This is a genomic window from Ruegeria sp. F5 (genome assembly GCF_056533845.1).
Map to the genome: position 1 here is coordinate 337,594 of NZ_JBQFOU010000003.1, position 14,665 is coordinate 352,258.

At 62.2% G+C, this 14,665-nt stretch carries 11 protein-coding genes; 10 read left to right on the plus strand and 1 reads right to left on the minus strand.

Features of this window, described 5'->3' with window-relative positions:
• Positions 1–24: 24 nt before the first annotated feature.
• Positions 25–1,227 (minus strand): multidrug effflux MFS transporter, encoded by a 1,203-nt coding sequence (locus tag ACR0K1_RS06570; protein ID WP_480610345.1) that lies wholly within the window; start codon positions 1,225–1,227, stop codon positions 25–27.
• 107 nt (positions 1,228–1,334) lie between these two features.
• Between ACR0K1_RS06570 and ACR0K1_RS06575 the strand changes: the two genes are divergently transcribed.
• The 10 genes from ACR0K1_RS06575 to ACR0K1_RS06620 all read left to right on the plus strand — a co-directional run bounded on the left by ACR0K1_RS06575 (position 1,335) and on the right by ACR0K1_RS06620 (position 14,657).
• Positions 1,335–3,185 (plus strand): ABC-F family ATP-binding cassette domain-containing protein, encoded by a 1,851-nt coding sequence (locus ACR0K1_RS06575; RefSeq protein ID WP_480610343.1) that lies wholly within the window; start codon positions 1,335–1,337, stop codon positions 3,183–3,185.
• On the plus strand, positions 3,182–3,802 hold the full coding sequence (locus ACR0K1_RS06580) for a MarC family protein (RefSeq protein ID WP_480610341.1): 621 nt from the start codon (positions 3,182–3,184) through the stop codon (positions 3,800–3,802). Before ACR0K1_RS06575 ends, ACR0K1_RS06580 begins: the two co-directional genes overlap by 4 nt.
• 41 nt (positions 3,803–3,843) lie before the next feature.
• Positions 3,844–4,425 carry a retropepsin-like aspartic protease family protein gene (locus ACR0K1_RS06585; RefSeq protein ID WP_480610339.1) on the plus strand — a complete coding sequence of 194 codons (582 nt, stop codon included), beginning with the start codon at positions 3,844–3,846 and terminating at the stop codon, positions 4,423–4,425.
• 48 nt (positions 4,426–4,473) lie between these two features.
• A complete protein-coding gene (locus tag ACR0K1_RS06590) occupies positions 4,474–5,094 on the plus strand; it encodes an ImuA family protein (RefSeq protein WP_480849338.1) in 621 nt (206 codons plus the stop codon).
• 64 nt (positions 5,095–5,158) lie between these two features.
• Complete coding sequence (locus ACR0K1_RS06595) at positions 5,159–6,373, plus strand: MFS transporter (RefSeq protein WP_480849340.1); 1,215 nt, start codon at positions 5,159–5,161, stop codon at positions 6,371–6,373.
• Positions 6,370–6,966, plus strand: a complete 597-nt coding sequence (locus tag ACR0K1_RS06600) for a YceI family protein (RefSeq protein ID WP_480849342.1) — start codon at positions 6,370–6,372, stop codon at positions 6,964–6,966. The genes ACR0K1_RS06595 and ACR0K1_RS06600 overlap by 4 nt, the downstream gene beginning before the upstream one ends.
• A 77-nt stretch (positions 6,967–7,043) precedes the next feature.
• Positions 7,044–8,264: an MFS transporter gene (locus ACR0K1_RS06605; protein WP_480849345.1), complete on the plus strand. Its 1,221-nt coding sequence runs from the start codon at positions 7,044–7,046 to the stop codon at positions 8,262–8,264.
• A 94-nt stretch (positions 8,265–8,358) separates the two neighbouring features.
• Entirely contained in the window at positions 8,359–10,077 is a 1,719-nt protein-coding gene (metG, locus tag ACR0K1_RS06610; protein WP_480849348.1) for a methionine--tRNA ligase, read from the plus strand.
• A 269-nt stretch (positions 10,078–10,346) separates the two neighbouring features.
• Positions 10,347–11,513, plus strand: a complete 1,167-nt coding sequence (locus ACR0K1_RS06615) for an efflux RND transporter periplasmic adaptor subunit (RefSeq protein ID WP_480849350.1) — start codon at positions 10,347–10,349, stop codon at positions 11,511–11,513.
• A 3-nt stretch (positions 11,514–11,516) separates the two neighbouring features.
• Complete coding sequence (locus ACR0K1_RS06620) at positions 11,517–14,657, plus strand: efflux RND transporter permease subunit (protein WP_480610327.1); 3,141 nt, start codon at positions 11,517–11,519, stop codon at positions 14,655–14,657.
• Positions 14,658–14,665 lie beyond the last annotated feature (8 nt).

A 14,665-nucleotide genomic window follows, 5' to 3' on the forward strand; every position in this document is an offset into this window, starting at 1 on the left:
GAAAAGCACTATGTGGCGTGACGCTCAGATCGTGTCGGGCAACGGGTCGTGCAGATCGACCCAGCGCACATAGAGGATCGCCAGAAGGCCCACGAAACTGCTGGCGCACATCATGCCCAACACCAGATATGGCCCGTTCTGCGGGTTGACCAGCGCCCCGGTCATCGTGGTCAGAACCGCCCCCAGGGCCACGATCATAGCGCCTGACAGCCCCGCCGCGCTGCCCGCCAGCTTCGGGCGCACCGACATCACACCTGCCGAGGCATTGGCGTTGGTCAGGCCATTTCCGAAGCCCACACAGATGGCCGACCCGAAGAACACCCAGACCGAGCCCATATCCGCCAGAAACAACAGCAATCCGCAGAACGGCCCGGTCGAGGCCACGATCCGCCCGATCAGGATCATCGTCGACAATTGGGTGCGTGCCGCGATGCGCCCGGTGATGAAGTTGCCGACCATGAAGCCGCCGGTGATGATCCCGATGCCCAGACCCAGCATCGCGGGGCTCAGGTCAAACCAAGCCGCAGCCACCAGCGGCGCGCCGGTTATGAAGCTGAAGAAAGCTCCAATCGAAAAGGCGGCGCACAGCGCGTATCCCCAGAACCTGCGGGCGCGGAACAGATGCGGATATTCGCCAAGCTGCGCGGCAAAGGTCGAAGATCGGTTTACGTTCGTCTCGCCCATATCCATCCAAAGCAGAGCAAACATCCCTGCCCCAAAGACCAGATACAGCACAAACCCGGCGCGCCAGCCGAACAACATGTCCAGCGCCCCGCCCAGCATCGGCCCCAGCATCGGAGCCAGCGCCATTGCCATCGCGACATAGCCCAGCTTGCTGGCGGCCTCATTCGGCGGGTACCTGTCGCGGATCGACGCGCTCGACAGCACCGGCCCGGCCACCACCGCCGCCTGCAGCAGCCGGAACCCGAGGAAGACCCAGATTGACTCGGCCAGCACACAGCCCAGCGAGGCGAAGGCGAATATCCCCATCCCGATCAGCAGGATGGGCCTGCGCCCAAAACGGTCGGACAGAGGCCCGAGGATCAACTGCAGTACGGCGGACACGGCCAGATAGGCGGCGATGGACAGATTTACCAGCGCGTAATCGACCTGAAAATCCTCGGCCATCCGCGCCAGCGATGGCAGGAACATGTTCAGCGACAGCACCGACAGCGCCGTTGCAAAAATCAATGTTGCCAAAGATGGGGGCGTCCGGGCCGCGCGCATGGGTCAAAACCGTCTGAAATCCAACCGGATCAGCGCTATCACATCACCCGGCGCTTGAACATGCCAAGCCGCTGGCGGCGGCATCAACCCTCTGCTAAGAGCGGCCCATGCTACGGATCGAAGACATCACTTATGCCGTTGAAGGCCGCCCCTTGTTCGACGGGGCCAGCGCGACCATTCCTGATGGCCACAAGGTTGGTTTGGTTGGCCGCAACGGAACTGGCAAGACGACCCTGTTCCGCCTGATCCGGGGGGAACTGGCGCTGGAATCAGGCAATATCTCGGTCCCGAAACGTGCGCGGATTGGCGGAGTCGCTCAAGAGGTGCCGTCGTCCGATGTCTCGCTGATCAACACCGTTCTGGCCGCCGATACCGAGCGCAGCGCGCTCATGACCGAGGCTGACAGCGCCACCGACCCCGCACGGATCGCCGAAATCCAGACCCGGCTGGCCGATATCGACGCCTGGTCGGCCGAGGCGCGGGCGGCCTCGATCCTCAAAGGGTTGGGCTTTGATGACGACGATCAGGTGAAACCCTGCTCCGATTTCTCGGGCGGCTGGCGGATGCGCGTGGCGCTGGCGGCGGTGCTGTTCGCCCAGCCCGATCTGTTGCTGCTGGACGAGCCGACCAACTATCTGGACCTCGAAGGCGCGCTGTGGCTGGAAAGCTATTTGGCGAAATACCCGCATACGGTCATTATCATCAGCCATGATCGCGGGTTGCTGAACCGCGCGGTGGGGTCGATCCTGCACCTGGAAGATCGCAAACTCACGTATTACGCGGTGCCGTACGACAAGTTTGCCGAACGCCGCGCCGAGCGTTTGGCGCAAGCCGAGTCCGAGAACGCCAAAGCCAAGGCCCGCATCGCGCATCTGCAAAGCTATGTGGATCGGTTCCGCTACAAGGCGTCGAAGGCCGTTCAGGCCCAGTCGCGCCTGAAGATGATCGAACGCATCCAACTGGTCTCAACCCCGCAAGAAGCCGCTTTGCGTGCGTTCTCGTTCCCCAAGCCCGAGGAACTGTCCCCTCCGATCATCCAGATCGAAGGCGGCGTGACCGGGTATGGTGAGACCGAGGTGCTGCGCCGCCTGAACCTGCGCATCGATCAGGACGACCGCATCGCCCTGCTGGGCAAGAACGGTCAGGGCAAATCGACGCTTTCCAAGCTGCTCTCGGACCGGTTGCCACTGATGGCGGGCAAAATGACCTGCAGCAACAAGCTGCGCATCGGATATTTTGCGCAGCATCAGGTGGATGAGCTTTATGTGGACGAAACGCCGTTAGACCATCTGCGCCGCCTGCGCCCGGAAGAGGCACCGGGCAAATGGCGCTCGCGTCTGGCCGGGTTCGGGTTGAACGCGGATCAGGCGGAAACCGTTGTGGGCCGCCTTTCGGGAGGTCAGAAAGCGCGCCTGTCGCTGCTGATTGCCACCATCGACGCCCCGCATATGCTGATCCTCGACGAACCCACAAACCATCTGGACATCGAAAGCCGAGAGGCGCTGGTCGAGGCGCTGACCGCCTATTCCGGCGCGGTTGTTCTGGTCAGCCACGACATGCATCTGCTGTCGCTGGTCGCAGATCGGCTGTGGCTGGTCTCGGACGGCACTGTGAAACCCTTTGACGGTGATCTGGAAGCCTACCGGTCCCTGCTGCTGGCGCGCGACAAACCGGTCAAGGCAAAACCATCAGCCAGGCCCAAGCGCCCGTCGCGCGACGCGATGCTGGCACTGCGTGCCGATCTGCGCAAATGCGAGGACCGGATCGAAAAGCTGATGGATATGCACGAGAAACTCTCGGCCAAACTGGCGGACCCGACGCTGTACGAAGACGAAAAGATCAACGATCTGGAAACCTGGAACCGCAAATTCGCCGAAGTAACCGAGGCGATGCAAAAGGCCGAGGCGCTGTGGGTCGCCGCAGCCGAACGGCTGGAACAAGCAGAGAGCGCTGCATGAACGACACCGCCTTCCTGATAACCTCGTTCACCACGCTGGTGGTGGTGATCGACCCTCCGGCACAGGCGCCGATCTTTGTGGCGCTGACTCAAGGCATGGACCGGCAGATGCGCCGCGTGATCGCGATCCGCGCCTGTCTGACTGCCGCCGGGATTCTCGCCATGTTCGCCGCCTTCGGCGAGGCAGTGCTCAGCTTCATCGGCATCTCGATGGAGGCATTCCGCGTCGCAGGTGGCGTGCTGCTGTTTTTGACAGCGCTCGACATGCTGTTCGAGCGTCGCACCAAGCGGCGCGAAAACAGCGCCGAAGAGGAAGAGCACCCTGACCCGTCGGTCTTCCCCCTTGGCATACCGCTGATTGCCGGTCCGGGCGCGATTGCCACGATGATCCTGCTGGCCGGGCAGACGCCGGGGATCGAAGGGCTGGCCATCGTCATCGGCATGATGCTGATCGTTGTGGCGATGGTTTTCGTGACCTACCTGACCTCGGGCGCGGTGGCGCGGCTGCTGGGCAAGACCGGGCTGAACGTGCTGACGCGCCTTTTGGGCATGCTGCTGGCCGCGCTGTCGGTTCAGTTCATTCTGGATGGCCTCAAGGCCTTTGGTTTTGCGTCGTGAAGTCCCATATCGGGGCATGAGAGCTTTTTCCGGGTGACGGTATGGATGGTTATGAAATCGGGCGTTTGACCTATCTGGTTGTGCTGGGTGCGGTGCTGCTGATGTGGTTCTTCACCCACAACCGGCAATCGCTGGGCAAGACCCTGCAGCAGGTTCTGGCCTGGGTGTTCATCTTCATCGGTGTGATCGCGGTCGTGGGGCTGTGGGACGATATCCGCTCGACCGTTAGCACCACGCCTCAGATGGCGGTGACGGGAAACACCATCGAGGTTCCGCGCGCCTTTGACGGGCATTATTATCTGCCCCTACTGGTGAACGGAGAGCCGATCACCTTTCTGGTCGACACCGGTGCCAGCCAGATCGTGCTGAGCGCGCAGGACGCCGAGCGCGTCGGGATCGACCCCGACCAGTTGAACTATATCGGCCGCGCCTCGACGGCAAACGGCATTGTACGCACGGCGCCGGTACGCTTGGACAGTCTTGCATTGGGCCCGATCCGGGACACCGGCGTTTCGGCCTGGATCAACGAAGGTGAGCTCGACAAATCTCTGCTGGGCATGGATTACCTGCACCGGTTTTCCAATGTTCAGTTCGCCGATGGCCGTTTGATTTTGTCCCGCTAAGCGCGGTCGCGACTTGAGAACAAAATGAGAACATGATAGCGTTGGGCCATGTCTGCTCAGCTTCTTGGTCAAAAGCCCGCGCGCGCCGCGCCGGGGGTGACGCTTCATAACGGGATCACCCTGCAACTGGGCCGCGTGCACGAGGCCTGCGGCCCTGCCCGGCGCAGCTTTGCGATGTGGCTGGCCAGTCAGGCGCAGGGGCCGGTTCTGTGGATTTCCCCCGCGTGGGAGCCCGGCCAGTTGAACCCTGACGGGATGATGCCCTTTGCCGATCCGGCCCGGTTTATCTTTGTCCGCCCCACCCGCGCCGAAGACCTGCTGTGGTGCATGGAAGAGGCGCTGCGCAGCGGGGCGATCCCGCTGATCATCGGCGACCTGCCCGACGCGCCGAGGCTGACGCCGGTGCGCCGGATGCATCTGGCCGCCGAACAGGGCGGCGCGATGAGGCGGCCTCCGCTGGGGTTGCTGCTGACCCCCGGCGAGGGCGGCGCGCAGGGGGTTGAGACGCGCTGGCACATGGCCGCCGCCCATCGGGCCGAGGCCCGGCGCTGGACCCTGACCCGCCGCCGCGCCCGCGCCCTGCCCCCGGTCACATGGCACGCCACCCAGACCAGACCGCGCGCCGGGCTGAACCTGCAACGGGCCGGGGCCGAGGATGTTTTGGCCTGATCCCTACGCCCGATCACGTAAGAAGTGACTGGCCAACGCCCCACCCTCACCCTAGCGTCACCGCATGAGCCATCCGATCCATGACAGCCGCTATTCCTGGCTACGCCTTCTGATCACGCTCGCCATCGCAACGGTGGCAAATGCGGGCATATGGGCGGTGATCGTGGTGATGCCTGCGGTCGAGGCCGAGTTTGACGCCGGGCGCGCCGAGGTCTCGATGCCGTACACCCTCGCCATGATCGGCTTCGCGCTGGGCAACATGTGGCTGGGGCAACTGGTGGACCGGCTGGGCGTGACCAGGGCCCTGATCGGTGCCGCGATTCTGATCGCTGTCAGCTACCTGCTGGCCACGCTGGCCCCGAACATCGCCTTGCTGTCTGCGGCACATCTGCTGTTGGGTCTGGGAACAGCAGTGGGTTTCGCCCCCCTGATCGCCGACATCTCGCACTGGTTCCTGCGCCGACGCGGGATTGCCGTGGCGCTGGTGGCCAGCGGCAACTACCTGTCCGGGGCGATCTGGCCCACGATGTTGTCGGACATTCTGGCGCGCGACGGCTGGCAGCAGGTCTATCTTACACTGGCCGCGCTGACGCTGATCGTCGTCATCCCCCTGTCCCTGCTGCTGCGCCGTCAGGTCCCGGCCGAGGCGCACAGCACCGCCGCAGCAACCGCACAGATCAATGCCCGCAGCGTCGGGATTTCGCCACGCGCACTTCAGTACATCCTTGGAATTGCCGGGATCGGCTGCTGCGTTGCGATGTCGATGCCGCAGGTCCATATCGTGTCATACTGCGTGGGGCTGGGATACGGACCGGCGGTCGGGGCCGAGATGCTGTCGCTGATGCTGCTGGGCGGCGTGGTCAGCCGTATCATCTCGGGCCTTGTCGCAGATCGTCTTGGAGGTGTCCTGACGCTTCTGATCGGGTCGATCCTGCAATGCATCGCGCTGTTTTTGTTCCTGCCCTATGACGGGATGGTGCCGCTTTACATCATCAGCCTGCTGTTCGGCCTGGCGCAGGGCGGTATCGTCCCCAGCTATGCCCTTGTGGTTCGGGAATACATGCCGCCGCAAGAGGCCGGCGCGCGGGTCGGCTTTGTCATGATGATGACCATTCTCGGCATGGCTCTGGGCGGCTGGATGTCGGGTTGGATCTACGACATCACCGGCAGCTACCAACTGGCCTTCGTGAACGGCATCCTCTGGAACGGCCTGGACATCGCCATCGTTCTAACCCTGCTGAAACGGTCGCGCCCCAAACGGCAGGAGGTTCTCGCATGAGCTCACTGAACAGGCGCACTATCATGGCAGCGCTCGCCGCGCTTCCCTTGTCCGGCCCAGCTAAGGCGGCGGTGAAACCTTATGTCCTTTCGACCGATGGCACGAAGGTCGGCTTTACCTTTGTTCTGTCCGGCATCCCTCAGACCGGGTACATGCCGGTCCGGTCGGCGGACATCCGGATCGACGCCCGCCGCCTGCAAAACAGTCAGGTCGAAGTGGTTCTGGACGTCCGCAACGCGCAAACCAAACTGCCCTTTGCCCGGGCGCCGATGCTCGGCCAGACGGTGCTGGACGCGGAAAGCCATCCGACAATCCGCTTTGCCTCAACCGATGTGCAACTGGGCCCCGGAGGGCGGATTTCGGACGGGGCCCGGATCACCGGCGATCTGACGGTTCGCGGCGTGACACGGCCAATCACGCTCGACGCCAGCCTGTACCGCCCACCGGGAACCGCCGCCCATGATCTGGATCAGTTGAGCATAAGATTGACCGGCGCGTTGAACCGGCACGACTTTGGGGCCTCGGGCTATGACGATCTGGTGCGCGAGACAGTCGGTCTGGACATCCACGCTGAAATCCTTTTGGCGGGTTAGACCGCGATTGACGAAAAACGACCAGATAAAGTCGAATAGTCGCGTGCACCGCGCGGCGATATCGTCAGCCTGACCCCATGCGCACGATCATTTCCTTTGCCGCCCTTTTTCTTTCCGTCATTCTGCTGCAGCTTTCGACCGGGGGTGTGGGGCCGCTGGACGCAATTTCGGGCCTGACGCTGGACTTCTCGACCGAGCAGATCGGTATGCTGGGTTCGGCGCATTTCCTTGGGTTTTTCATCGGGTGCTGGTGGGCCCCACGGCTGATGGGCACCGTCGGCCATTCCCGCGCCTTTGCGGTCTGCACCGCCTTGGGGGCGATGGGCCTGCTGGGGCATACGTTGACCGAAAACCCCTATATCTGGGCCGCTTTGCGCATCGCCTCGGGCACCTGTGTCGCCGGGAGTTACACGGTGATCGAGGCCTGGCTGAACGCCAAGGTCACAAATGAGACGCGCGGACGCGCCATGGGCACCTATCGTATCGCGGATATGGGGGCTTCGCTCTGCGCGCAGCTGATCATCGCGGTGCTGCCGCCCGCCTCATACGTGTCCTATAACTTGCTGGCGATCCTGTGCTGCGCCTCATTGCTGCCGCTGACTCTGACCCGCGCCAGCCAGCCTGCCACACCGGATGCGCCCCGGCTGCGGCCCAAACTGGCCTGGACCAGTTCACCGCTGGCCGTCGCCGGAGTGATCGTTGCGGCGCTCAGTTCCGCGTCTTTCCGGATGGTCGGTCCCATCTACGGGCAAGAGGTCGGGCTGGGAGTGGATCAGATCGCCTTCTTCCTTGCCTCATTCGTTCTGGGCGGCGCGCTGGCGCAGTACCCATTGGGATGGCTGGCGGACAAATATGACCGGCGATGGGTTCTGATCTGGCTGTCCGCCGCCGCCGTGCTGAGCTGTGGAATCACCATGGCCGCCAGCGGGTCCGGCACCTTGGGCGTGATGCTGGCCGCCGGGTTCTTTGGCCTGACCACCTTTCCGATCTTTTCGGTCTCATCGGCCCACGCCAACGACTTTGCCACCACCGAACAACGTGTCGAACTGGCCGCCGCGCTGATGTTCTGGTACGCGCTGGGGGCGATTGCCTCGCCCTATGCCTCATCCACATTGATACAGCAGTTCGGTCCGGGGGCCCTGTTTGCGTTTGTGGCCGTTGGTCATCTGGGGTTGATCCTGTTTGGCCTTGCCCGGATGCGGTCGCGCCCGACGCCGGATGCGCGGACCAACTACGTCTATGCGCCACGCACCTCGTTCACGATCGGGCGGCTTCTGAAACGGTCGGGCGAGGATTAAAGGTCTGAAAAATAGCCCCTTGCCAAAAGCCGGGCTTTTGCTGCCCCGTCACTTCATGTAGACGGGCGCGCAGACAGACACGCGGATACGGAACATGGCTCGGATTCTCATCACCTCGGCGATCCCTTACATCAACGGGATCAAGCACCTCGGCAACCTGATCGGCTCGCAATTGCCCGCCGATCTGTACGCGCGCTATCAGCGTGGCCGGGGGAATGAGGTCATGTTCCTGTGCGCCACCGATGAACACGGCACCCCGGCGGAACTGGCCGCAGCCAAGGCGGGCAAGCCGGTGGCTGAGTATTGCGCCGATATGTACGCGGTACAGGCCGATATCGCGCAGCGCTTTGGGCTGAGCTTTGATCATTTCGGCCGTTCCTCCAGCGCGCAGAACCGGCACCTGACCCAGCATTTCGCGGGCAAGCTGGATGAAGCCGGCCTGATCCGCGAGGTCAGCGAGAAGCAGGTCTATTCCAACGCCGATGGCCGCTTCCTGCCCGACCGCTATATCGAGGGCACCTGCCCCAATTGCGGCTATGAGCGGGCGCGCGGCGACCAGTGTGAAAACTGCACCAAGCAGCTGGACCCGACCGATTTGATCGAGCCGCGCAGCGCGATTTCCAGCTCGACCGATCTGGAAGTGCGCGAGACCAAGCACCTGTATCTGCGCCAGTCGGCGATGAAGGATCAACTGGATGCGTGGATCGACAGCAAGACGGACTGGCCGATCCTGACCACATCGATTGCCAAGAAGTGGCTGCACGATGGCGACGGCCTGCAAGACCGCGGCATCACCCGCGATCTGGACTGGGGGGTTCCGGTCAAGAAAGGCGATCAGGACTGGCCGGGGATGGAGGGCAAGGTGTTCTATGTCTGGTTCGACGCCCCCATCGAATACATCGCCTGCGCCAAGGAATGGGCCGATGCCACCGGCAAGACAGATGCGGATTGGGAGCGCTGGTGGCGCACCGACAAGGGTGCCGACGATGTGCGTTACGTACAGTTCATGGGCAAGGACAACGTGCCCTTCCACACTCTGTCTTTCCCGGCCACTATTCTGGGCTCGGGCGAGCCGTGGAAGATGGTCGATCACCTGAAATCCTTCAACTACCTGAATTATGACGGCGGCCAGTTCTCGACCAGCCAGGGCCGCGGCGTGTTCATGGATCAGGCGCTGGATATCCTGCCCGCCGATTACTGGCGCTGGTGGCTGCTGAGCCATGCGCCCGAAAGCAGCGACAGCGAGTTCACATGGGAGAACTTCCAGCAATCGGTGAACAAGGATTTGGCGGATGTTCTGGGCAACTTCGTCAGCCGGATCACCAAGTTCTGCCGTTCCAAGTTCGGCGAGGCCGTGCCCCAAGGCGGCAGCTATGGCGAACGCGAACAGGCATTGATCGAAGAACTCACCCAGCGCGTCCGCGCTTATGAAGGGCATATGGAGGCAATGGAAGTTCGCAAATCCGCACAGGAGTTGCGGGCCATTTGGGTTGCGGGCAACGAATACCTGCAGTCTGCCGCGCCGTGGTCGACCTTTAAGGAAGACCCCGAACAGGCCGCTGCACAGGTGCGTCTGGGTCTGAACCTGATCCGGCTTTATGCCGTGCTCAGCGCGCCGTTCATTCCCGAAACCTCAGCCCGGATGCTGAGCGCGATGAATACGCTGGACACAAGCTGGCCCGACGATGTCGAGGCCGCGCTGAACGCCCTGCCCGCCGGGCACGCGTTTTCGGTGCCGGATGTTCTGTTCGCCAAGATCACCGACGAACAGCGCGAAGACTGGCAGACACGCTTCGCGGGAGCGCGCAGCTAAGCACTCCCCAAGACGGGTATGGAAAGCGGAGGCCGCCGGGCCTCCGCTTTTTCATGTTCAACCCGCGAACGGACAGGTGTCAGCGCCAATCGTCCTGCCTAAGTAAGCCGACCTATGGCGAAAATTCCCGCGCGGGCCATTCGCGCATCGTATTCAAGAAGCTTGAGATATGATCGCAAAACCGCCATCCTGACCGGGAATTCAATCGACTCGCCGGCGCAATCCGCCTGCCCCGTCGCTTAATCCTTAGTCCGAATGAGGCACGCGCCATGTCCCTTGCACTGATGAAATCAATTTTCCGCACAGCCGGACCCGCCGGGGCGATTGCCATGGTGGCATGTCTGGGGCTAGCACATAATGCCTTGGCGCAGGACCAAAGCGACGCGCCGCCTCCGAAAGTGTCAATCGCAGCCGCTTATACTCAGGAAATCACCGCCGAGGCCGTCTTCATTGGCCGCGCCGAGGCTATCGACAAGGTCGATATCGTCGCCCGCGTCAGCGGTTTCCTTGACAGTCAGGAGGTCGAAGATGGCGCGTTGGTGAACGAGGGCGATCTGCTGTTTACCATCGAGCCGGACCTGTACGAGGCCACGCTGGAAGCCCGCAAAGCCGACCTGGACCGGGCCGAGGCCAATCTGGAACTGGCCAAGGTGGATCTGGCCCGAAAGGAAGAACTGTTCAAACGCGAGGCCACCCCGGAATCCGAACGCGACATCGCCCGCGCGAACGAACTGGTGGCCGAAGCCGAGGTAAAGGCCGCCAATGCCGCCATCCAGCAAGCCCAGCTGGACCTGAGCTACACCAAAATCAGCGCCCCCTTCACTGGTCGCATCGGGCGCGTGACGACCAGCGTGGGGGATGTTGTCGGCCCGACAAACCCGCCTTTGGTCAATCTGGTCAGCGAAGCGCCGATCTATGTGAATTTCTCGCTGAACGAAAAGCAATTTACATCAGTTCTTCAACAGGTTGGAGAGAATGCCAGCACGCTGGCCGAAAGCGACAAAAGCCCCAATGTGCACGTGACGCTGCCCAACGGAACCGAGTTGGACGAAACCGGTGAGATCGTGTTTGTCGACAACCGGATCGACCCTCTGACAGGGGCCATCACTGTCCGGGCAGAGTTCGACAATACCGACCGGCTGATCATCGACGGCGCGTTCCTGAACGTGCAGATCGAGGCCCTTGAACCTACGCTAGAGGTGCTGGTCCCACAAGCAGCACTGCAGCGCGATCAGCGTGGCGAGTTCGTTCTGGTCGTGAACGACAAGCAAATGGTTGAGCAGCGCTATATCACCACCGGAGACACGGTCGACTCGGCCATCATCGTGACGGAAGGGTTGCGGGAAGGTGAAAGCGTGATTGTCGAGGGCCTGCAGCGCGTCCGCCCCGGTGTTGCCGTGGACGCGGTCGTCGCGTCCGAGCAGCCGGGAGAATAACGGATGTTCTCTGCCCTGTTCATCAGCCGGCCCAAGCTGGCGCTTGTCATCTCGCTTGTCCTGACGATCATGGGCGGCATCGGCTATCTGGTTCTGCCGGTCGCCCAGTTCCCGGACATCACGCCGCCGGTGGTCAGCGTGACCACCACCTATACCGGTGCAAATGCCGAGACCGTGGAAAACACCGTCGCCGCCCCGATCGAGGCGCAGGTGAACGGTGTGGACGACATGATCTACATGACGTCCACCTCGTCGGATAACGGCTCGTATTCGCTGAACATCACCTTCGAGGTCGGCACCGACCCCGACATCGCCTCGGTCAACGTGCAGAACCGCGTGGCGCAGGCCATGTCTTCGCTGCCGACCGAGGTGACGTCTTCGGGCGTGGTCACGCAAAAGGCATCGACGAACATGCTGCTGCTGGTGACGCTGACTTCGCCTAACGGCACGTATGACAGCGTTTTCCTGTCCAACTATGCGTCGATCAACCTGAAAGACGCGCTGGCGCGGGTTCAGGGGGTTGGTAAAGCGGATGTTCTGACCAATCTGGAATACGCGATGCGCATCTGGATGGACCCGGACAAGATGGCCGCCCTGTCGATCACGCCGGGCGACGTGATCAACGCCATTCGGGAACAGAATATCGAAGTGTCGGCGGGATCGATTGGTGCCCCCCCGGTACCCGAAGGGCAGACCTTTCAATACACGATCAAGACCAAAGGCCGCCTGACTTCGGCCTCCGAGTTCGGCGATATCGTCATCCGCACCGGCGAAGCGGGTGCAATCGTACGTGTGAAAGACATCGCGCGGGTCGAGCTTGGGGCGCAGTTCTATTCGGCCTCGGGCTATTTCCAAAGCGTTCCGGCCACGGTGATCGGCATCTATCAGGCCCCCGGCGCAAACGCGCTTGCGGTATCGGATCGGGTCGAGGCCGAGCTTGAGCGTCTGTCCCGGTCCTTCCCCACGGATGTAGAATACCAGGTGCCCTTCAACACCACGGACTTCGTCGAGCAATCCCTGAACGATGTGGTTTCGACCCTGATCCTGACCTTCATTCTGGTGATCTCGGTCGTGTTCGTCTTCCTTGGCAGTTGGCGGGCGACGATCATTCCTGCGGTGGCGATCCCGGTCTCGCTGATCGGGACATTTGCGTTCCTTTTGGCCTTTGGCATGTCGCTCAACACGATCTCGCTGTTCGCGCTGGTTCTGGCCATCGGGATCGTTGTGGATGACGCCATCGTTGTGGTCGAAAACGTCGAGCGGATCATCGCGGATGAAGGGCTTGACCCGGCCGAGGCGACCCGCAAGGCGATGGGTCAGATCACCGGCCCGGTCATTGCAACCACGCTGGTTCTGCTGGCCGTGTTCGTGCCGGTGACGTTCATGCCCGGCATTTCCGGGCGGCTCTATTCTCAGTTTGCCGTGACAATCTCAACGGCGGTTGTGATCTCATCCATCAACGCGCTTACCCTGTCCCCGGCCCTGTGCGGGTTGGTGCTGCGGCCACGAAGCGGTCCGCCCAAAGGGGTTCTGGCACTGTTTGAAGGTTTCATCGGAACGGTGCGCAACGGCTATGTCTCGATCGTGCGCAAGCTGCTGATCCTGCCGGTCATTGCGCTGGGTATGATCGTGGCGCTGGCGATGGGAACGGGCACGATCATGTCCAACACCTCAAGCGGCTTTATCCCGCTTGAGGATAACGGCTATCTGTTCGTGGACATTCAGCTGCCCGACGCGGCCACCCTGGAACGGACCGAAACGATTTCCGCCCGCGTCGACGAGCAGATCCAACAGATACCGGGCGTTGCCAGCACCGTTCTAGTCAACGGCTATTCGCTGTTGAACGGGACCACGACAAACGGGGCTGCGATCTTTGTGAACCTCACCAATTGGGGGGAACGGCAAGAGGATGACCTGAGCGCCAATGCCATCCTGGGCAAAGTACTTGCTATTGCCAATGGTGAATCGGCGGCTTCCATCGTGGCCTTCAACCCGCCGCCCATTCAGGGTCTGGGCATGTCAGCCGGTGTGGAAATGGAGGTTCAGCAGACCGGCGGTGGATCACCGCAGGATCTCGCCTCAGCCGTCGGCTCGTTTGTCTACGCGGCGAACCAGAGGCCCGAGATCGGTCAGGCCTACACGACCTTCCGGGCCAACGTGCCCCAATTGTTTGTCGATCTGGATCGGGAAAAGGCCAAGACCCTGCAGGTGTCGGTGGCCGAGATTTTCCAGACCATGCAGGCACAGCTTGGGTCCTATTACGTGAACGACTTCAACCTGTTCGGGCGCGTCTACCGCGTGATGATTCAGGCCGATGGCTCGTACCGTGATAATGTCGAGGACATCTCGAACCTCTATGTCCGCTCGACCAAGGGTGAGATGGTGCCGCTGGGCACCCTGATCGATGTCGAGAATGTTCTGGGCCCCGTCCTGCTGAAACGCCACAACCTGTTCCGGTCGGCGACAGTCACGGCGGTTCCGGCTCCGGGTCTTTCCAGCGGCGACGCGATCACCGTGATGACCGAGGAATCCGCAACCGCCCTGCCCCCCGGCTATGCGTTCGAATGGACCGGGACTGCGCAGCAGCAGTTGGCGGCGGGCGGTCTGGTCATCGTGATCCTCGGGCTGGCGATCCTGTTCGGCTACCTGTTCCTTGTCGGCCAATATGAAAGCTGGTCGATGCCGGTGGCGATCCTGCTGTCGGTGACAGTTGCCTTGTTCGGCGCGGTGGCGGCTGTGGCCATCGTGGGCAGTGACATCAACCTTTATACGCAGATCGGGATGATCATGCTTGTGGGGCTTGCCTCCAAGAACGGCATCCTGATTGTCGAATTCGCGATGGAGCAACGCGCCAAGGGCCTGTCGATCAAAGACGCCGCTGCCGAGGCCGCCTTTCAGCGTTTCCGCGCGGTGATGATGACCGCCCTATCCTTCCTCTTGGGCGTTGTACCGCTGCTGGCCGCAAGCGGCGCGGGCGCGGCCAGCCAGAAAGCCATCGGTGTTGCCGTGTTTGGCGGCATGCTGGCGGCGACGCTGATTGGTGTGATCCTTGTACCAGTGCTTTATGCGCTGATGCAGGGCCTGCGCGAGTGGATCAAGGGCACCAACAGGAAAGGCCCGGATACGTCCGAAGGCGCCACGTGAGGTTGGCG